The organism is Streptomyces sp. NBC_01446, from assembly GCF_026340095.1.
GTDB lineage: Bacteria > Actinomycetota > Actinomycetes > Streptomycetales > Streptomycetaceae > Streptomyces > Streptomyces aureus.
In genome coordinates, this window is the sequence record NZ_JAPEPO010000001.1 from 8,094,563 (window position 1) to 8,113,117 (window position 18,555).

Annotated in this window: 16 protein-coding genes and 1 pseudogene; 10 read left to right on the plus strand and 7 right to left on the minus strand. The window is 71.0% G+C overall.

What is annotated here, in order from left to right; genetic code table 11:
• Window positions 1-3: 3 nt before the first annotated feature.
• Window positions 4-1,203 carry an acyl-CoA dehydrogenase family protein gene (locus tag OG456_RS36620; protein ID WP_266568704.1) on the minus strand — a complete coding sequence of 400 codons (1,200 nt, stop codon included), beginning with the start codon at window positions 1,201-1,203 and terminating at the stop codon, window positions 4-6.
• A 792-nt stretch (window positions 1,204-1,995) separates the two neighbouring features.
• Between OG456_RS36620 and OG456_RS36625 the strand changes: the two genes are divergently transcribed.
• Window positions 1,996-3,627, plus strand: coding sequence for a helix-turn-helix domain-containing protein (locus OG456_RS36625; protein WP_266568706.1), 1,632 nt, complete (start codon window positions 1,996-1,998; stop codon window positions 3,625-3,627).
• Here OG456_RS36625 and OG456_RS36630 read toward each other — a convergent pair.
• Together OG456_RS36630 and OG456_RS36635 are read right to left on the minus strand one after the other, a co-directional pair.
• Window positions 3,581-3,979: a molybdopterin-binding protein gene (locus OG456_RS36630; RefSeq protein ID WP_266568708.1), complete on the minus strand. Its 399-nt coding sequence runs from the start codon at window positions 3,977-3,979 to the stop codon at window positions 3,581-3,583. The two genes, OG456_RS36625 and OG456_RS36630, sit on opposite strands and share 47 nt — an antisense overlap.
• 49 nt (window positions 3,980-4,028) lie before the next feature.
• Window positions 4,029-4,613, minus strand: coding sequence for a helix-turn-helix domain-containing protein (locus tag OG456_RS36635; RefSeq protein ID WP_266569545.1), 585 nt, complete (start codon window positions 4,611-4,613; stop codon window positions 4,029-4,031).
• Between the two features lie 104 nt (window positions 4,614-4,717).
• Here OG456_RS36635 and OG456_RS36640 point away from each other — a divergent pair, with 104 nt between their 5' ends.
• The 3 genes from OG456_RS36640 to OG456_RS36650 all read left to right on the plus strand — a co-directional run bounded on the left by OG456_RS36640 (window position 4,718) and on the right by OG456_RS36650 (window position 6,669).
• Window positions 4,718-5,680, plus strand: a complete 963-nt coding sequence (locus tag OG456_RS36640; RefSeq protein ID WP_266568710.1) for a class I SAM-dependent methyltransferase — start codon at window positions 4,718-4,720, stop codon at window positions 5,678-5,680.
• Window positions 5,681-5,810: 130 nt separating this feature from the next.
• Window positions 5,811-5,993: a hypothetical protein gene (locus OG456_RS36645; protein WP_133305482.1), complete on the plus strand. Its 183-nt coding sequence runs from the start codon at window positions 5,811-5,813 to the stop codon at window positions 5,991-5,993.
• A 199-nt stretch (window positions 5,994-6,192) separates the two neighbouring features.
• Window positions 6,193-6,669, plus strand: a complete 477-nt coding sequence (locus tag OG456_RS36650; RefSeq protein WP_266568713.1) for a GNAT family N-acetyltransferase — start codon at window positions 6,193-6,195, stop codon at window positions 6,667-6,669.
• A gap of 34 nt (window positions 6,670-6,703) precedes the next feature.
• On the opposite strand, the gene OG456_RS36655 is transcribed toward OG456_RS36650, so the two are convergent.
• Entirely contained in the window at window positions 6,704-6,994 is a 291-nt protein-coding gene (locus OG456_RS36655; protein WP_266568715.1) for a hypothetical protein, read from the minus strand.
• 334 nt (window positions 6,995-7,328) lie between these two features.
• On the opposite strand from OG456_RS36655, the gene OG456_RS36660 reads away from it, so the two are divergent.
• Window positions 7,329-8,810 (plus strand): APC family permease, encoded by a 1,482-nt coding sequence (locus OG456_RS36660; RefSeq protein WP_266568716.1) that lies wholly within the window; start codon window positions 7,329-7,331, stop codon window positions 8,808-8,810.
• On the opposite strand, the gene OG456_RS36665 is transcribed toward OG456_RS36660, so the two are convergent.
• The gene (locus OG456_RS36665; RefSeq protein ID WP_266568718.1) at window positions 8,791-10,374 is read right to left on the minus strand and encodes a CdaR family transcriptional regulator; all 1,584 of its coding nucleotides are present in this window, start codon (window positions 10,372-10,374) and stop codon (window positions 8,791-8,793) included. The genes OG456_RS36660 and OG456_RS36665 overlap by 20 nt on opposite strands.
• Before the next feature lie 93 nt (window positions 10,375-10,467).
• On the opposite strand from OG456_RS36665, the gene lysA reads away from it, so the two are divergent.
• Entirely contained in the window at window positions 10,468-11,742 is a 1,275-nt protein-coding gene (lysA, locus tag OG456_RS36670) for a diaminopimelate decarboxylase (protein WP_266568720.1), read from the plus strand.
• Between the two features lie 48 nt (window positions 11,743-11,790).
• Here the strand turns inward: lysA and OG456_RS36675 are convergent, their stop codons facing one another.
• Window positions 11,791-12,492, minus strand: coding sequence for an alpha/beta hydrolase (locus OG456_RS36675; protein ID WP_266568722.1), 702 nt, complete (start codon window positions 12,490-12,492; stop codon window positions 11,791-11,793).
• Between the two features lie 158 nt (window positions 12,493-12,650).
• Here OG456_RS36675 and OG456_RS36680 point away from each other — a divergent pair, with 158 nt between their 5' ends.
• The 3 genes and pseudogenes from OG456_RS36680 to OG456_RS36690 all read left to right on the plus strand — a co-directional run.
• Window positions 12,651-13,538, plus strand: coding sequence for an oxygenase MpaB family protein (locus OG456_RS36680; protein ID WP_266568724.1), 888 nt, complete (start codon window positions 12,651-12,653; stop codon window positions 13,536-13,538).
• Window positions 13,539-14,113: 575 nt separating this feature from the next.
• Window positions 14,114-15,346 carry an RNA-guided endonuclease TnpB family protein gene (locus OG456_RS36685; RefSeq protein WP_266568726.1) on the plus strand — a complete coding sequence of 411 codons (1,233 nt, stop codon included), beginning with the start codon at window positions 14,114-14,116 and terminating at the stop codon, window positions 15,344-15,346.
• A 60-nt stretch (window positions 15,347-15,406) separates the two neighbouring features.
• Window positions 15,407-15,742 (plus strand): annotated as a pseudogene (locus OG456_RS36690) (ACT domain-containing protein); the annotation flags it as partial.
• 16 nt (window positions 15,743-15,758) lie between these two features.
• Here OG456_RS36690 and OG456_RS36695 read toward each other — a convergent pair.
• Window positions 15,759-17,042: an ROK family transcriptional regulator gene (locus tag OG456_RS36695; RefSeq protein WP_266568728.1), complete on the minus strand. Its 1,284-nt coding sequence runs from the start codon at window positions 17,040-17,042 to the stop codon at window positions 15,759-15,761.
• 189 nt (window positions 17,043-17,231) lie between these two features.
• Between OG456_RS36695 and OG456_RS36700 the strand changes: the two genes are divergently transcribed.
• Window positions 17,232-18,545: a sugar ABC transporter substrate-binding protein gene (locus tag OG456_RS36700; RefSeq protein WP_266568730.1), complete on the plus strand. Its 1,314-nt coding sequence runs from the start codon at window positions 17,232-17,234 to the stop codon at window positions 18,543-18,545.
• Window positions 18,546-18,555 lie beyond the last annotated feature (10 nt).

Sequence of the window (18,555 nt, forward strand, 5' to 3'; positions counted from 1 at the left end):
TCGCTACACGGCCGCCGCTTCGGGAACGCGCGGAGCGGCGAGCCGGCTCGACCAGTCGCTGAGGGACGTGCCGAGCGCGACCTCCGCCAGCCTGTACAGCTGGATGTCGGACGTGCCGGCCGGGGCGTACATGTGCGAGGCGTCCCGGGCGAACCGCTCGACGGGCCGGTCGGGGAACAGGCCGCACGCGGCGTGGATCTCCATGGCCGCCCGCGCCGAGTCGATGGCGGACTCCACGTTCAGGTACTTGGCGTTCATCAGCTCCGCGTCGCAGGCGATCCCTGAGTCCAGCAGATGCACGGCGTGATAGGCGGCCAGGCGGGCGGTCATCAGGCGTGACTGCATCTCGCCCAGCTTCTGACGGATCGTGGGCAGCGCGCTGAGCGGCTTGCCGTAGCGCAGCTGCTCCGACGTGTAGCGGGTCGTCTCCTCCAGCAGCGCCTGATGGATGCCGAGCGACACGGCGGTCAGGTTCGGCCGGCCGTAGAGCACGCTGGACGAGTACGCCACGTCGAGGCCCTGACCCTCGTGGCCCAGCAGGTTCTCGACGGGGACGCGGCACTCGGCGTAACGGATCTCGCCGAAGCTGAATCCGTGCAGACCCATCGCCGGCTGGTGCGGGGCCAGTGAGAATCCGGGGCGGTCGGACTCCACCAGGAACGCGGACAGGCCGGTGGATCCCTCGCCGGTGCGCACCACCACGCCGTGCAGGTCGCCGACGTGGCTGTTGCCGACGAAGACCTTGCGCCCGTTGAGGACGTACTCGTCGCCCTCGCGCCGCGCCGTCGACTCCATGCCGAGTACATGTCCGCCGGACTGGGGCTCGGTCACCGCGATCGTGGGAAGGCAGTCGCCGGCCGCGACCGCGGGCAGCCATTTCAGCTTCTGCCGTTCGTCGCCGAAGTGGATGATCTTGGCGACGCCCAGCTGCGAGGCCTGCACCATGGCGCCCATCGCGCCGCTGACGCGCGAGAGTTCCTCGATGATGATCGTCTTCGCCAGATGGCCCATGCCCATGCCGCCGTAGCCCCGGTCGATGGTGACACCGAGCCAGCCCTCCTTGGCGATGAGCCGGGACAGTTCGTGCTCGACGGCCCGTGATGCCTCCATGTCCGCTGTCCGGGGAGCCACCTTCGCCTCGGCGAAGGCGCGGACCTCGGCCCGCAGTATCTCGTGACGCTCCGTCATGAAGTAGCCGTCCATCTGTAACCCTTCCTTGCACGCAGGCCGCTTGGACCCCGGTCTCGCCCCGACGGGCACGTGGCCGGGCCGGCCATCTGGTGGACATACGAAAACGAGGAACAGGGAGACGTGGTGTTCGCGCGCGTCCGATCGCGGTCCGACCCGCCGCTCCAGGCGGCGAAGCCCTGCGGGGGCCCTCCGGTCAGGAGGTGAATTGCGCGTTCGCTGATGGGTGGCGGATCGCGGCCGTCCGCCGCCGACACTTCATCCGGAGGTCCTCCGCGACAGGAGGGACCGGGCGGGAGCAGGCGGGGGCGTGCCTGTGCGCTCGGCGCGGACACTCGCGTCGACGGCGCGCACCTGGATCACGTATCGCCTCACTTCGCTCCCGTGGTCGGACCAGCACGTTCCACGGCCACACGGTGTGACCGCTGCCGGAACAGTCGGACGGTCCCACTCCTGAGTGCGTCGCTGCACCTCAGAGGAGGACCTGTCTCTACGGTGACGATCTACCGGCCGGTTTTCACTACATGCCCGGGGTCGTTTGAGGGTCGTTCTTTACGAGTGGACGCGGACACGCCGCTTCCGGATCGCGCCGACGGGAGCGGACGGGCTGCACGCACCGAGGTCCGGACGACTGGTTCGCAGCACGGAATCTCCACCTCTGAGGGGTGAGTCCTTGGATGTTCAACCAAGACCCATTTCGCTCGCGTGCTCTGGCATTTACGATGCGATAACTCGCACTCGCCTGGCGAATGTGAGAAAGGGGGTGCCGCTTTCCTGCGTCCCCGGGTACACAGGGAGTCAGAGCACATGCACATCGAACATCTCCTGAGGGACGAGTCACTCGGCCTGCGCCTGCTCTGGGCCGACGACCCGCACCTGCGGCAGGAGATCAGCGGCGTGACCGTCACCGACCTGGAGGACCCGGCCCGCTTCGTGCGGCCGGCCGAGGTCGTCCTCAGCGGCCTGGTGTGGTGGACGCAGCGGAGCGGGCGGGCCAAGGCGGACCGGTTCGACTCCGCGCTGCGCACGGCCGGCGCGGCCGTGCTCCTCGCGGGAGAGGAGACGCACGGCGCCGTCCCGGACGACCTCGTCGAAGCATGCCGCCGCCACGGACTCCCCGTCGCGGCGGTCCCGGCGCACATCATGTTCCGCGCCATCACGGACACGGTGTACCTCCAGCAGTGGGGCGAACTCAGCCGCCACCACGCCCTGCCCGAGAACGTACGCACCACGCTGAGCCGGCTCCTGGCACAGGAGGCGGACCCGGCCGCGATCGTCGACGCCGCGTTCGCCCACCTCGACCGGCCGGTCGCCTACGTCCTCACACCGACGGGACGCACCGTGGCCGCCACCGCCGCCTCGGCCGATCTCCCGACGCGGGACGCCGCCGCCCTGATCGCGACAGACACGGCCCCCGCACAGAGAAACAGCCACAACTCCTCAGGAATCAAAGCCGGTCCGGCACTCGGCCGGGCGTCCGTCACCGTGCCCGTCCAGGCCGACACCGACACGGTCTCGCCCTACGAGCGGTGGCATCTGCACGTGCCCGACGCCGACCACGCCCCACCGCGCATGCTGCACGAGATCGCGGAGGTCCTCGGCCGATGCCAGGAGATCCGGGCCCGCCGCCGGGCCGACGGGGACCGCGCGGTGCGCGAACTCGGCACGCTGCTCACCGCGCCCGACACAGACAAGGCGGCCCTCGAAGCCGCGCTGCGCGGCTGCGGGCTCCCCGACGAGGGCCCGTACCGCGTGGTCGTCGCCGAAGTCGGCTCGGGGCGTGAGGACTGGGCGCAGGGCGCGCTGACCGAGGCGGCCGCTCACGTCCCGCACACCGGCGCCGCCGTGGGCCGGCTCCCCGACGGCACCGCGTTCGCCGTCGTCGCAGGGCCGGACACCGTGAACGAAGCGCTGGCCGGCGTATGGCCGTTGCTCGCGGCCGGCGAGCCGTCCGACCCGCTGCACGCGGGCATCGCCTCCCCGGCCGCCGCGCCCCGGAACCTGAACGGCGCGCTCTCCGAGGCCCGTTACGCCCTCACCTCGGCCCGCACCACCACGCCCGGCGCCTCGCGGCTGACCGACGCGGCCTCGCTCACCGGCCTGGAAGCGCTGCTCACCGGCGTACCCGCCGAGATGCGCGCCGCGTTCAGCCGCACTGTGCTGGGCCCCTTGCTCGACGAGACCAACGCGTCCGCGTCCGTGCTGCTGCAGACCCTGGAGACCTTCCTCGCCTGCGACGGCTCATGGGCGCGTACGGCGGAGGTACTGCACCTGCACGTCAACACCGTCCACTACCGCATCCAGCGCATCGAGCACTTCACCGGCCGTGACCTCTCCCGGCTCTACGACCGCGCCGACCTCTGGGCCGCGCTGCTGAGCCGCGAGACCCCGGCTACGAGCGGTCGACGTGCACGCTCGTCGACTTCACGCGCGCGGTGACGGTGACCCCGATGGCGAGGCCCAACTCCTCGACAGCCTCACGCGTCACCATCGACACCATCCGGTGCGGCCCGGCCTGGATCTCCACCTGCGCCACGACGTCGTCGGCCTTGAGCGCCGTCACGATTCCGGTGAACGAGTTGCGCACCGACGTGCGCGGCGCCTCTGCCACGCCCCGATCGGCCTCCGCGGCCCGGCTCTTGGCGAACCGCGCGAGACCGACACCGTCGATCACACGGTTCCCCGTCCCGTCCCGCCCCATGGCCAGCCGGCCGCTGTCGGCCCACCGACGCACGGTCTCCCCACTCACCCCGAGCAGGCGCGCGGCCTGGCCAATGCTGTACGACGACACATCAAAACCTTAGCCGCGCCGGGCGCCGGGCTCTCCTGGGGGAGGCGGCTCACCGGTGGGGCTTGGCGCGGACGTGCATCCGTTCCCCCTGGCGCCCGAAGAGGCTGAGGAGTTCGACAGGCCGGCCGTCCGCGCTGCTGAACCAGTGCGGGACCCGGGTGTCGAACTCGGCGGCCTCGCCCGGGCCGAGGACCAGATCGTGCTCGGCGAGCACGAGCCGCAGCCGGCCGTCCAGCACATACAGCCACTCGTAGCCCTCGTGCGTACGGAGATCCGGCTCGCATCCCCGGTCGGCGATGACCATCTTGTACGCCTGAAGAGGTCCGGGCGACCGCGTCAGGGGCACGAACGTGCCGCCGCTCGGCATCGGGCGTGGCGTGAGCCGGACCCGGGGATCCCCCACCTCGGGAGCGCCGACCAGCTCGTCCAGGGGCACACCGTACGCACCGGCCAGCGGCAGCAGCAGCTCAAGGCTCGGGCGGCGCTGCCCGGACTCCAGACGGGAAAGAGTGCTCTTGGAGATGCCGGTGACCTCCGAGAGCGCCGCCAGGGTGAGACCGCGCCGGTCGCGCAGCCGTCTCAGCCGCGGGGCCACCTCGTCGAGGACCGCTTGATAGGGCACTGGTTCGTCCATGTTGTTCGTGTCGTCCACATCGTCCATGCGGGCATCTCACCCGGCTGTCCCGGAAATGGCAACACAGATTGCCGTTCACGCGCGACGGGTGCACGCTCCTGGCCATGAGCACACACAGCAATCCCGCGCAGAGCCACGCACACGAGAACGGGCATGGTCACGGGCACGGGCATGACCACGGTTCCGACAGCACCGAGATCGACTGGGAGGCCATGGCCGACACGCTGGAGAACAACGGCGATCTGCATCTCCCTGTCCTGGGGCAGACGGCGGCCCGGCTCGCTGAACTGCTCGGCCCGGACAAGGAGGTCCGCCGCATCCTCGACATCGGCAGCGGCCCGGGCGTGATGACCTGTGCGCTCGCCGAGGCCTTCCCGGACGCCGAAGTCGTCGCGGTGGACGGCGCGCCCGCACTCCTCGACCGAGCTCTGGCCCGAGCCGAGCGGCTCGGACTCGGCGACAGGGTGGCGATCCGGCACGCGGAGCTGCCCGGCGACCTGGAAGGCGGCGACGGGCACGCGGGCGGCGGTCTCGGCGAGGCCGACCTGATCTGGAGCAGCAAGGCCGTGCACCACATCGGTGATCAGCAGGGGGTACTGGACGCGCTCACCGGCGCGCTGCGGCCCGGCGGCATGCTCGCGGTCGCCGAGGGCGGACTGCCGATGCGCTGCCTCCCCCGCGACATCGGTATCGGCAAGCCGGGATTCCAGGCGCGTCTCGACGCCCTGCAGGAGTACTGGTTCGAGCGGATGCGCTCCGAGCTGCCGGGCAGCACCAGCACGGTCGAGGACTGGCCCGCGATGCTCGCCGAGGCAGGACTCACGGACGTCGGCAGCTTCACGTACCTGCTCGACCTGCCGGCGCCCCTGGGTGAGACGGCCCGCACCTTTCTGCACAACCAACTGACGCGGCTGCGCGACGTGATGAGCGAGTCCCTGGACGCCGACGACCGCAAGACTCTCGACGTCCTGCTCGACGACGCGGCGCCGGAGGGCATCCTGCGACGCCCCGACGCGTTCGTGCTCTCGGCCACCACCGTCTTCGCCGGTGTGCGTCGGGCGTCCTGACGGCCGGCGGGCGGGGTGCTCCGTCTGCGTGGAACGTGAGAGCTCGTTTGTGTGATGCGCCTGTGTGGCTGTCGTGATCTTCGTTCCCGGCTGTGCTTACCGTGGCCTCTCGTCGAGGGTTGGAGCGCGCATGCCCGAGCAGGAACTTGAAGTGGAGACGCGGCGGGAACCGTCTGTGCCGTTGGGCGTCGGGGTGCGGCGGGCCACGCTGGACGACGGTCGCGTGGTGACCATCGTGTGCGAGGCGGGGCTGCCCCAGAACGAGGTGAACGCCATCGCCGCGCGCGTGGCCGAGTCGAGCCTGAGGCGTTGACACGTCGACGCCGCGACGCCCCCGCGCAGCCGGCGCGGGGGCGTCGCGGCGCGCCCGGCAGAGGCTCGTGAGCAGGCACAGGCAGGTGAGCAGGCACAGGCACGTGAGTGATCAGCGCCGGAGCACTCCGCGCGCGGGGGAGCCGCGCCAGGCCGGAATCCGGCTGGTGGCCGTGGGAGGTTCTCACGACCATGGGGTGATGACGACGATCCGTGAGGCCACCCCCGGTGACATCGACGCCATGGTCCGTCTGAACGGCATGGTTCAGCGGCTGCACGCGCAGCACCGGCCGGACCTGTTCGTCGACGAGCCGTCGCAGGCGGGGATGACGGAGCGCTTCCGGGGATGGCTGAGGGACGGAGCCGCGACCCTCCTGGTCGCCGAGTCCGACGGGGGCGACGTGGTGGGCTACACGTTCTGCCGTGTCGAGAGACGAGAGGCATCCGTGATCACCCTGCCCGCCGCCGTGGTCTCCATGGAGCACCTGGCCGTGGACCCCGCCAGCGCTCGGAGCGGGGTCGGCGCGGCGCTGGTGGAAGCCGTCCGTGAAGTGGGACGCCGAGCCGGATGCCGGCGCCTGGTCGCGAGCGTATGGGAGTTCAACGCCGCGGCACGGCCGTTCTACGAGGCCATCGGGCTGCGGCCGATGCAGGTGCGGATGGACCAGCCGCTGTAAGGCGTCCGCGGCGGGGACAGGGCGGTGTCTCAGGTCACCCGAGCAGAGCGGCGGGGCGCGACATGAGCCACCTCTGGACGGCGAGCGCGACGGTGTCGTCGAGGGCGCTGAGCGCGTCGATGGCCTTCATGTCGTCGGGGTGGGGCGGGATCCCGGCGGTGGTGAGCGTGGCGTTCAGGCTGAGGCGGTGCCGGTCACGGGGGGTCAGGCACGTGGGGGCCGGCGGGGCCAGGTCCAGGCGCTGCGCCGGGTTGGGCAGCGGGAGCAGGAAGTCGGCGCCCGCGTCCAGGTCGGGGGTCGGCAGGACGGTGGCAGCAGAGTTCATGGCACTTCCTCACGACGGTCGGACTGTGTCGGTCAGGAGGCTGCCGGGCCGCCGGTTGGTTGCGTCCTGCCGGACACAGCACCCGAACGCCGTAATCACCGCACAAAGTCGGACATCAACTGCCTATCGGAGAAGGCGCTTTCACCTGCGCTTTCACCTGCGTCGCCACCCGCACCTCCGGCGATACGACGCATGGTTCGCGCATCTGTCGCATTGGCCAAAGCGTCCTGCCGGTCTTGTACGGATCCGACGTTGAGCGCGCGGTCCGGGTGCCGCAGCATCCCCCGCAGCGCCTCGCGATCCACCGCGGGGCGTGGGACATCCAGGAGGACGCATGCGCGTGACGGCCCGTCAACTGTGCCGCCGTAATCCGCTGGAGAGCATGATCGGCGAGGCGGAGGGCGAGGCCTCGGGGCCCGGCGGTCTGCGGCGCAGTATGGGGCTGACGCAGCTGACCTTGCTGGGGATCAGCTCCGTCGTGGGCACGGGCATCTTCTTCGTGCTCGGCACCGCGGTCCCCAAGGCGGGACCGGGCGTGGTGCTCTCCTTCGTCGTCGCGGCGGCGGTCGCGGGACTCGCGGCGCTCTGTTACGTAGAACTGGCCGGCGCGATCCCGGTGGCGGGCAGCACGTACTCGTACACCTACGCCTCCCTCGGTGAGGGGGCGGCGTATCTGGTCGCATGGTGCCTGATCCTCGAGTACGGCGTCGCGGTGTCCACCGTGGCCGTGAGCTGGGGGCAGTACCTCAACGAACTCACCGACGCGCTCTTCGGGTTCACGCTGCCCGACGCGATCAGCCAGCCGCCGGGGGCCGGGGGAGTGGTGAACATCCCGGCGCTCGTCGTGGTGCTGCTCTGTTCCCTGCTGCTGGCGCGCGGCACACGCGAGTCCGCACGCCTCAACGCCGTGATGGTGTGCGTCAAGCTGAGCGTCCTCGTACTGTTCGTCGCCGTGGCGTTCACCGCGTTCCGGGCCGGTCACTTCGCCGACTTCGCGCCGCACGGAGCGTCCGGCATCGGGGTTGCCGCCTCCGCCGTCTTCTTCTCCTATGTCGGCTTCGACACCGTCGCCACGGCGAGCGAGGAGGTCCGCAACCCGCGGCGCACCATCCCGCTCGCGCTGCTCCTAACGCTCGGCGCGGTCACGGTGCTGTACATCCTGGTGTCCCTCGCGGCGGTCGGCGCACAGCCCGCCGGGCGGTTCGGTGCGCAGGCCGACGCGGGCGAGGCGGTCCTCGCCGAGATCCTGCGCGACGTCACGGGCGCGGGGTGGCCCGTCGTCCTGCTGTCGGCCGGTGCCGTGGTGTCGATCTTCAGCGTGGTGCTGGTGACCCTGTACGGGCAGACGCGCATCCTCTTCTCGATGGCCCGCGACGGGCTCGTCCCCGAGATCTTCCGCCGTGTCGACCGCAAGCGGCACACGCCGGTCGGCAATACGTGGATCGTGGGCGCCGGCGTCGGAGCGCTGGCCGCGTTCGTGCCGCTCCAGTACCTGGCCGACCTGACCAGCATGGGAACCCTCGTCGCGTTCGTGGCCGTGGCGGCGGCCGTGGTCGTCCTGCGCCGCATCGCCCCCGACGCACCGCGGCCGTACAAGGTGCCCCTGTATCCAGTCGTGCCGATCGTGTCCGCGGCGTCCTGCCTCTACCTCGCGTGGCTGCTGCCCGGCATCACGTGGGCGCTCTTCGGTGGGTGGCTGGTGCTCGCGGCGGCGCTCTACCTGGTGTTCGGCCGTCGCCACTCCGCCCTGCGCGAGCGGGCCGTCGCACCCGAGCACGCGGCGGCCGAGGCATCGACTACCGCTGTGCAAGCCTGAGTTCGAGCCAGGCGGCAAGCCGCACCTCGCGGTCGTCGAGGTCCAGGCCGAAGAGTTCACGAACGCGCCGCAGCCGGTAGCGCAGGGTGTTGGGATGCACCCGCAGACCGGCTGCGGCGCTCGCGACGTCGCCGGTAGCGTCCAGCCAGGCCGTGACCGTCGCCGCGTAGTCGGTGCCCTGCTCCGCGTCGTGCGCCAGCAGCGCGGCGACCCCGGGCAGCCGCAGCCACGGCTCCCGACGCAGCTCGTCGGCAAGCCGGTTCAGCAGGACGACATGGCGTACGTCCTCCGCGGTGGCCGCGGGCGCGCCGGCCCGCCCGCCGTCGGTGGCCCGGAGGATGTCGTCCGCCTCGCGCCGCAGCGCACCGGCCCGCAGCAGATCCGGGTACGCCCGCGTCACCACGGCCCGCACCGGCGTACCGAGGGCAGCCCGTACGGTTCCCAGCGCACCGTCCGCGAACCGCCGCGCGGCGGCGGGCGAGAGCGAGGTCAGCAGCACGTACACCGCACGTGCCGACGCCGTCACCGTCGCCGACGGGAGATGCGCCGCGCAGTACCGGACCAGGGACGACTCCAGGTGGGCGATGAGGGCGCTGCCCTCGTCCGGGGCGAACGCGGCCAGGCACACCTTCTCCCCCTGGCCGAGCCCGAGCCGCGCCGCCGCCTCGTCTGCCGGCGGTCCGTACCCCTCCAGGAGCGCGCGCAGGGTGTCCCGGCGCATGCGCTGCTCGGTCTCCGTCGCGTTCAGCGCGCGCAGCAGGTGCGGGGCCGCCAGCCGCGCCGCGTCCCGCAACGCCGACTCGGCCTGCTCCGACAGGCCGCCCTCCGGCTCGATCGCCCACAGCGTCCCCAGTGGCAGCGTCCCCGCCCGCACCGCGACCGCCGCACGCGCCAGCTCGTCGCGGGCCCGGGGGAACCGAACCACGCCGTCGGCCGCCAGCACGTCGCGGTACTGCTGCCGCTGTCCCGGGTCGTCAGGAACCCGCCGCTCCAGGATGCCGCGCTCGCGCAGACTGTCGATGCGCTGACCGGGGACGTTCGAGTAGGCGACGACATGCTGGTCCAGGTCCTCGACCGCCACCGAACCGCCCACCACCGCGGCCACCGCGTCGGCCAGCGAGAACAGCTCCTCGCTTCCGGCGGGGGCCGACGGGGACAGGTCACCCACCCCGTACGCCGCGAGCGCGCAGCCGATCTCCGCATCCACATACCGCCACGGCATCGCGTCCCCGGCGGCAAGCACCGCCAGGGAGCACCGCTCGGCCTCGGCAGTCAGCCGATCCGCCTCCTGGCCACGGCACTTGACGACCACCCCCGCGTATCCCTGCGCCGCCGCGCGGCGCAGCACGGTGCCCGTACGCGGATCGGCCACGTCCGCGCCGACGAGCAGCAGCAGTGCCGACGGGGCCGCGGGCAGCGGGTCGCCCGGGTCGTGGATGACCGTGCCGCGCACGGGGACGTCGAGGCCACCGGGCGCTGCGAGTACGCGGAGGGGACCGGTGGAGCCGACCAGGAAGCGCAAGGACCCCGCGGCCCGGCCGTCGGGGATTGTCCGATCAGACAACAAGGGCCTCGATTCCTGGGGCGGGACACCGGTGAAGGCGACGGGGGAAGCCGTCAGGATAGGCCCATCGACCAGGGACAGGAGCCATCGCCCATGAGCGCCACGACCGCCACCCCAGACATCGTCGAACTCTTCCCGAAGGGGACAGATCTCGCCCCGGACGGCGAGATCATCGTCGGCGGATGCCGCCTCGACGACCTCGCCGAACGCTTCGGCACCCCGGCCGTCATCGTCGACGAGGGTGCTCTCAGGGCCCGTGCGCGCGAGTACGTGGACGCCCTGAGCCGCCATTGGCCGAACGGACAAGTCGTCTTCGCTTCGAAGTCCTTCCCGTGCACCGCCGTCGTCCGGGTGATGGTCGAGGAGGGGCTCGGCGTGGACGTCGCCGGCGGCGGGGAGCTCGTGGCCGCGCTCGCCGCGGGCGCCGACCCGGCCCGGCTCGTGGTCCACGGCAACGCCAAGACCGACGAGGAACTCGCCATGGCGGTCGGCGCCGGAGCCGGCACGATCGTCATCGACAACTTCGACGACATCGACCGCCTGGAGAAGATCGTCACGGACGAGCAGCGCGTCCTGATCCGTGTCATCCCGGACGTCGAGGCTGACACCCACGAGGCGATGGCCACCGGCCACGCCGGTTCCAAGTTCGGCCTCTCCGTGCCCGACGCCGTGCGCGCCGCGGCCCTGCTGCGCGCCAGTGACCGGCTGCGCCTCGACGGCGTGCACGTCCACGTCGGCTCGCAGCTCCTCGACACCGCCCCGTTCGCCCGCGCCGTCGAGGCCATCGCCTCCCTCGGCGAGCTGGGCGAGCACGCCGTGTACGACCTGGGTGGCGGCCTGGGCGTCCGCTACACGTACGCGGACCAGGCGCCGACGGTCGACGAGTACGTACGCACCCTGACCGACGCCGCCCGCGCCCACCTCCCCGCGAACGCCCGGCTGATCATCGAGCCCGGGCGGTCCCTGGTCGCCGAGTCGGCGCTCACCCTCTACCGCGCGGTCACCGTCAAACGGGGCCGTCCCCGCGCCCTCGTCGCCGTCGACGGCGGCATGGGCGACAACCTCGAACCGATGCTGTACGGCCAGCGCTTCGAGGCGACCGTCACCTCCCGCGTCGGCGGCGGCGAGCCCTGCGACCTGGTCGGCCGCCACTGCGAGTCGGGCGACACCCTCATCCGTGACGTACCGCTGCGGGCACCGGCCGTCGGCGACCTGATCGCGGTACCGGTCACCGGCGCGTACTGCTACTCGATCTCCAACAACTACAACGGCGCCCGCCGCCCCCCGGTCGTCTTCTGCCACGACGGCGAGGCCCGCGCGGTGGTCCGCCGCGAGACGTACGAGGACCTGCTGCGCCGCGACCAGTGACGGCGTCCTCATAGGGGAGTGGTGGCTGACGGCCGCCGGATCCCCGGGCTACACCGACCGGGCGACGGCCGCCACCACCTGGGCCGTCGCCAGGCCGAAGCCGCGGACGGAGGAACCGGCGACGCAGCGGCCCGCCGCCGGGTCGTACACGCAGCCGAGCACCCCGGCGTGATCGGTGGCCTGTTCGCTGAGTGCGCAGTCCCAGCCGTGCGCGCGCAGCGCTTCGTGCAGTTCCCGCGAGGAGTCGACGGAGACGGAGGCGTCGTCCGTGCCGTGCACGAGGCGTACGGGCACACGTGCCGTCGCGCGCCCGAGCGCCTGAAGGGGCACGACTCCCGTGGTACGGGCCGGGCGCCGGTAGCCGCCCGCGATCCCGACGACCGCGGCGGGTGGCCGGCCATCGACCAGCTCCGGGTCCAGGGCCACCCCCAGCGCGGCACCCGCACCCGCCGACCAGCCGGCGACGACCACCTGCCGGGAGTCGCCGGCGAAGTCGTGGGCGAACCGCAGCGAATCGGTGAGATGCGCGCGGCCCTCGTCGGGGGTGTCCGAACGCCAGTCGGGGACGAGGACGGTGAGGCCCAGTTCGGCGATGTCCTGGGCCAGCGGGACCATCACGTCGCGCTCGTCGGTCCCGATGCCGTGCCACAGAAGGACACAAGGACCGTCGGCCTGGGGCGAGTTGTGGATGTCGAGAGGCTTGTGCTCCCTGCCGGTGGGATAGGACACGGTGCGGATCGTTGCGCTCAAGGCCGTTCCTCCTGGCCGCCGGAATGCTGCATCATGACCCCATCCTTGCCGCACCACCGCCGCGAAGTCTCCCCGGGTGGCCGGGACGGACACCCCCGACCTGCCACGACTGGACAAAGTAGGCTGGATACGCGCATCCGAAGGGACGTCACGTCATCATGAGACTGACCGGACCGGACGGCCGCGGAGTACAGGAGCGGCTGGGAAAGAACCTCTTCGCCCGTGTCGCGGGCCCCGAGGGCCCGAAGAACCGCGTCCGCATCCACCAGACCCCCGGACCACGCTGGTTCGGCCCGGACCGCCCCATCCGCACGGTGCACGGGGACGCGTCCATGTTCATCGGCGGGATCTCGGCCCTGCTGCTCCAGTCGCTCCACCCCCTCGCCATGGCCGCCGTGTCCGCCCACTCGGGCTTCCGCGGCGACCCCTGGGGCAGGCTCCAGCGCACGAGCACCTTCCTGGCGATGACGACATACGGCCCCGCCGAAGGTGCCCAAGAGGCCTGCGACCGGGTGCGGGCCGTCCACGCCCGGGTGCGCGGGGTGACCGCTGACGGCGAGGCCTACCACGCGGGGGACCCGCATCTGCTCGGCTGGGTCCACATCGCGGAGGTCGACAGCTTCCTGCGCGCTCATCAGCGGTACGGCGCCCACCCGCTGACCGGCGACGAGTACGACGGATACGTCGCCGACGCGGCGCGCGTGGCCACCGCGCTCGGAGTCCTGGAGCCGCCCACGAACCGGGAGGAGCTCGCCGAGCGGTTCACGGCGTACCGGCGTGAGCTGCGTGCGACACCGGAGGCGCGCGGCGCCGCCCGCTTCCTCCTCCTCGACCCACCGGTGCCGCTGGTCGCCCGGCTCCCGTACGGGGTTCTCGCCGCGAACGCCGTTTCGCTGCTGCCCAGTTGGGCGGCGGCGGAACTTCGCCTGCCGCGGCTTCCGTTGGTCGACACCGTTGCCGTCCGCCCGCTGGGCCGCGGCGTCACTTCGTTGGTGCGCTGGGCCATGGCGCCCAACCGGCCCCTGCCGGACCCACCGGCGGGCTGACTTCGCCTCGGTGGGGCCGGCCCCGGGCCTCCCGCGTCATTGACCGGTGTACGCCTCCAGTTCGGAGAGCTACGCGGCGGGAGCCACCCGGTGTCGGCGGCGAAGGTGAGCCGCATCAGCAGGCAAGAAGATGCGAGGGATGCGGGCGTCCGCAGCCGTGCGGCGTGCGCGATCGTGCGCGCCGCCTACTCTGGTGATCACGAGTGGCGAGAGAGACCTGCGGGCACTGCTGAGCGGCATGCAGCCGGAGCTGAATCCCGAGCGCTACCGGCTTCATCCGCAGTGCTCCGGCGTTGACGCCGGGGGTGAAGCGAATCATGTGGCAGCGGCGCGGAGCGGCGCAGTGTTGCGGGCCGCGGCGCGGACCAGCGCGTAGCAGGTGAGGGCTGCCGCAAAGCGGCGTGGTTGCCTTCCGGCGGAGCTGGACACGGCCTGGGGCACAGGCGAACTCGTGAGATCAGAGAAGGGCATTGCCCTGCTCGGTGTCGGCGCACACGTGATCACAAGCAGGCGTCGGTGATCAATATGGATCTTCCCTCTGCCCGGCATCACCGTGCCGGGTACGGTTTCCGTTCATGCAGCTGAGGTACAGCTTTCGCTTGTACCCGACCCGCGGCCAGCAGGCCGCTCTGGGCCGGGCGTTCGGCTGCGCCCGCGTCGTCTACAACGACGCCGTGCGTGCCCGGCGTGCCGCCCGCGAGAACAAGCTGCCCTTCCCCAGGGCCGGCGAACTGTCCCGCCGGTTGATCACCGAGGCGAAGAAGACCCCGGAGCGGGCCTGGCTGGGCGAGGTGTCCGCGGTCGTCCTGCAGCAGTCCCTTCGGGATGCCGAGGCCGCGTACAGCAACTTCTTCGCCTCCCTCAAGGGCGAGCGCAAGGGCCCCAGGCTCGGGGAGCCGTCCTTCAAGTCCCGCAAAGACACCCGCCAGGCGATCCGGTTCACCGCGAACGCCCGCTGGAAACTCACCGGCGCCGGACACCTCCTGCTCCCCAAGATCGGTGAGGTGAGGGTGCGGTGGTCGCGCACCCTGCCCACGGTGCCCTCGTCGGTCACGGTCATCAAGGACAGTGCCGGACGGTACTTCGCCAGCTTTGTCATCGACACCGACCCTGCCGCCGACCTGGAGCGCTTCGGGCCCGCCGGCCCCGGCCACCAGACCGGTATCGACCTGGGCCTGAAGCACTTCGCGATCCTCTCCGACGGCACAAAGATCGAAAACCCGCGGTTCCTGCGCCGCGCGGAGAAGAAACTCAAAAAGGCCCAGCGCAACCTGGCCCGCAAGCAGAAGGGATCCAGCAACCGCGAGAAGGCCCGCCTCAAAGTCGCCCGCGGCCACGCGGCCGTCGCCGATGCGCGCCGCGAGTTCCACCACCAGCTCTCCACGAAGCTGATCTGCGATAACCAAGCGATCGGTGTGGAGGATCTGGCGGTCAGGGCGCTGGCGCGCACCCGGATGGCTAAGAGTGTGCACGATGCGGGCTGGTCCCAGTTCGTGACCATGCTCCAGTACAAGGCCCAGCGCTACGGACGCACCCTGATCAAGATCGGGCGGTTCGTTCCCACGTCCCAGACCTGTCACGTCTGTGGTCGTATCGATGGCGCCAAGCCCCTGCACATTCGCGAGTGGACCTGCCCCGGCTGCCATACGGTGCACGACCGGGACATCAACTCCGCGATCAACGTGAAAAAGGCCGCCGGACTCGGTGGTCACAGCCTGTGGAGCGCAGGTAAGACCACGGCCCCGGTCGTGGCACAGCGCAGCGAAACAGGAAGCCACGGACTCCCCGATGCCGCCCGCGTCGCGTAGCGGCGCAGCAACATCAGGGAAGGCCAGAATCCCCGGGCTTCAGCCCGAGGAGCAAGTCAAGTCTTCACCACCGTCGACGGTGCGATTCCGCCCGGCGTCACCCCCGTGGTGACCGTCGCCGAGCGGGAGGCCCTGACGCTGGTGGTCCCGCTGGAGGAGGCCGACACGGCAGGTCTCGCCCACGACTACGTGGCGGGGTGGATCACCCTGCGCGTCCACTCGGCGCTGGAGGCCGTGGGCCTGACCGCAGCCGTCGCCCAGGAGCTCGCCACCGCGGGCCTGAGCTGCAACGTCGTGGCGGGGTTCCACCACGACCACCTCTTCGTCCCGCACGAGCGGGCGCAAGAGGCGGTGGCGCTGCTGGAAGACCTCGCGCACCGTTCGGCCGCCGCGTGACGAAGCCGGGCGCGGGTCACCCGAGAACGCGGCCCTCGAGTGCCGTGCGCCAGGCGGGCGGTGTCGGCTTTTGGGCCGGGGTGTCGCGGCGGCCGCCGCGGGCGAAGAAGTCCTCCAGGGGAAGGGTCGCCGCGCCGACGGTGACCGCGTCGGGGCCCAGCTTGCCCAGTGCGATGGTGGCCTTTCCGGCCGGGTAGGACAGGGCGTACTTCGTGGTGTGCTTCCGGACGTCGTCGAGGAAACGGGAGCCGAACTGGAGCCCGGCCCAGCCGCCGATCAGGATGCGCTCCGGCTGGAAGAGGTTGATCAGGTCGGACAGTCCGGCGCCCAGGTATTCGGCCGTCTTGGCCATCACCTCGTAGGCCACCGGGTCGGGGTCGGTCCCGTCGGTCGGGCAGGCGGCGGCGAGCAGCGCCGTCAACTGGGTCTCCTCGTCGACGTGTCGGGGCGGCTGTCCACCCGCCTCGCGCCACCGCTCCAGTACGGACTCGGCCCCCGCGTACGCCTCCAGGCAGCCCGGCGCGCCGCAGCGGCACGTCCGCCCGCCGGCCTGCACCGTCAGGTGGCCCCACTCCAGCGCCCGCCCCTTGCCGTCCGCGAAGAGGCAGGCGCCGACCCCGGTGCCGAAGAGGACGATCGCGGCGCTGCGCGCACCGCGTCCGGCGCCGAACCACATCTCCGCCTGTCCGAGCGTCTTCGCACCGTTGTCGATGAAGTACGGGACTGTGGACGGGAGTTGGGAGGACTCTCGCAGCAGCGCCTCCAGGGGGACCGCGTCCCAGCCGATGGTCTGGCAGTGGACCACGGCCCCGGACTCGGGGACTCGTTCGACGACGCCGGGGACGCCTATGCCGATCCCGAGAAGGTCGTCGGCCGGCACGCCGGCCTCGGCGAGTACCCGTTCGATGCCGCTGCGGATGTGTTCCACGATGACGGCGACGTCGTACCCGTCGCCCGTCAACGGGATGTCGGCGCGGGCGAGTTCGGTGAGGGTCACGTCGAAGACCTCCACGCGGACGCGGGTCTCGCCGACGTCGATGCCGATCAGGTTGCCGCTGCGCGGGCTGACGCGGAGCAGGATGCGCGGCCGGCCGCCGTCGGAGTCCAGGCTGCCCGCCTCCTCCACCAGGCCGTCGGCGGCGAGTTCGGCCACGACGTTGCTGACGGATCCTGAACTCAGACCCGTGAGAGGGCCGAGTGCCTGGCGGCTCGTCGGGCCGTCGAAATACAACTGTTGCAGTATCACCGCGCGGTTGGCTCTGCGCAGGTCACTCACCGTGCGTCTGCTCAGCCGATCCATCTGGGCTCCTTCCTGACCTGCGACAGATGCAAGGTACCCCTGCTGAAACCCTTGACGCGACCTTTCCGCGCGGTTTAACTCACAGCCTAAATTAAGTCGTGGGTGACTTCAGGAACTGAACGCCGAGCGCTTCGGCCTGCAGACCCGCGCCCCGGCTTGGACGCTCCTGAGGAAGGGACACCTGGAGCCATGCGAAGAATTCGAGCACTCGCCAGTAGCGCGGTCGTCGTCTCCCTGCTGGCCGCCGCGACCGCCTGCGGCGGGGGTTCATCCAGTGAGGGATCGAACGAGTCGCCCAAGACCCTCACGTACTGGGCGTCCAACCAGGGGCCGAACGTCGAGGCCGACAAGAAGATCCTCCAGCCCGAACTCGACAAGTTCGAGAAGCAGACCGGCATCAAGGTCAAGCTGGAGGTCGTCCCCTGGTCGGACCTGCTCACCCGCATCCTCACGGCGACCACCTCGGGCGAAGGCCCCGACGTCCTCAACATCGGCAACACCTGGTCGTCCTCGCTCCAGGCGACCGGCGCCCTTCTCCCGTGGGACCGGAAGAACTTCGACAAGGTCGGCGGCAAGGACCGCTTCGTCGAGTCGGCGCTCGGCTCGACGGGCGCGCAGGGCAAGGACCCGGCAGCCGTACCGCTCTACTCGATGGCCTACGCGCTCTACTACAACAAGGCGATGTTCAAGGAAGCCGGCATCGCCGAGCCGCCGAAGACCTGGGACGAACTCACCGCGGACGGCGCGAAGATATCCAAGGGCGGCAAGTGGGGACTCGGCGCCGAGGGCTCCAACCTGTCCAACAACATCCACCAGGTGTTCGTCCTCGCCAAGCAGCACGGCGGCGACTTCTTCACCGCGGACGGCAAGGCCGACTTCACCAACGACGCCGCCGTCGCGGCCGTCAAGCAGTACGTCGACATGATGGCCACGAACAAGATCATCGCCCCCGGCAACGCCGAGTACGCGAAGAACCAGTCCCTCAGCGACTTCTCCAAGGGCAAGACCGCCATGGTGCTGTGGCAGGCCGCGGCCACCACGTTCAAGTCGCAGGGTATGAAGGACGACGAGTGGGGCGTCGCCCCGGTGCCGGTCCAGTCGGGTGCGCCCGGCGCGGGCAAGGCCACGAACTCGATGGTGGCGGGCATCAACCTCGCGGTCTTCAAGAACACCAAGAACACCGACGGCTCCCTGAAGTTCGTGAAGTTCATGACGAGTGACGCCGAGCAGAAGCTGCTCTGCAAGACCTACGGCTCCATCCCGCCGGTCAAGGCCGCCCAGAGCGACCCGGCCTTCGACCGGCCGGAGCTCAAGGTGCTGCGCGAGACCCTCGCGACCAGCGCCACCGCGCTGCCCCAGGTGTCGAACGAGTCCCAGTTCGAGACCTCCGTCGGTACCGCGGTCAAGAACCTCTTCGCCCAGGCCGCGAACGGAAAGAAGCTCTCGACGGCTGACGTCAAGGCCGAGCTGACCAAGGCTCAGCAGCAGATGGCCAGTCAGTGAGTGATGTGCC

What these genes read in the sequence shown, in the direction of transcription:
- OG456_RS36700 (WP_266568730.1), top strand. Translation starts at nt 17,232, where the DNA reads ATGCGAAGAATTCGAGCACTCGCCAGTAGCGCGGTCGTCGTCTCCCTG.
- OG456_RS36650 (WP_266568713.1), top strand. Translation starts at nt 6,193, where the DNA reads ATGACGACGATCCGTGAGGCCACCCCCGGTGACATCGACGCCATGGTC.
- OG456_RS36655 (WP_266568715.1), bottom strand. Translation starts at nt 6,994, where the DNA reads ATGAACTCTGCTGCCACCGTCCTGCCGACCCCCGACCTGGACGCGGGC.
- OG456_RS36620 (WP_266568704.1), bottom strand. Translation starts at nt 1,203, where the DNA reads ATGGACGGCTACTTCATGACGGAGCGTCACGAGATACTGCGGGCCGAG.
- OG456_RS36680 (WP_266568724.1), top strand. Translation starts at nt 12,651, where the DNA reads ATGAGACTGACCGGACCGGACGGCCGCGGAGTACAGGAGCGGCTGGGA.
- OG456_RS36625 (WP_266568706.1), top strand. Translation starts at nt 1,996, where the DNA reads ATGCACATCGAACATCTCCTGAGGGACGAGTCACTCGGCCTGCGCCTG.
- OG456_RS36660 (WP_266568716.1), top strand. Translation starts at nt 7,329, where the DNA reads ATGCGCGTGACGGCCCGTCAACTGTGCCGCCGTAATCCGCTGGAGAGC.
- lysA (WP_266568720.1), top strand. Translation starts at nt 10,468, where the DNA reads ATGAGCGCCACGACCGCCACCCCAGACATCGTCGAACTCTTCCCGAAG.
- OG456_RS36695 (WP_266568728.1), bottom strand. Translation starts at nt 17,042, where the DNA reads ATGGATCGGCTGAGCAGACGCACGGTGAGTGACCTGCGCAGAGCCAAC.
- OG456_RS36635 (WP_266569545.1), bottom strand. Translation starts at nt 4,613, where the DNA reads ATGGACGAACCAGTGCCCTATCAAGCGGTCCTCGACGAGGTGGCCCCG.
- OG456_RS36685 (WP_266568726.1), top strand. Translation starts at nt 14,114, where the DNA reads ATGCAGCTGAGGTACAGCTTTCGCTTGTACCCGACCCGCGGCCAGCAG.
- OG456_RS36645 (WP_133305482.1), top strand. Translation starts at nt 5,811, where the DNA reads ATGCCCGAGCAGGAACTTGAAGTGGAGACGCGGCGGGAACCGTCTGTG.
- OG456_RS36640 (WP_266568710.1), top strand. Translation starts at nt 4,718, where the DNA reads ATGAGCACACACAGCAATCCCGCGCAGAGCCACGCACACGAGAACGGG.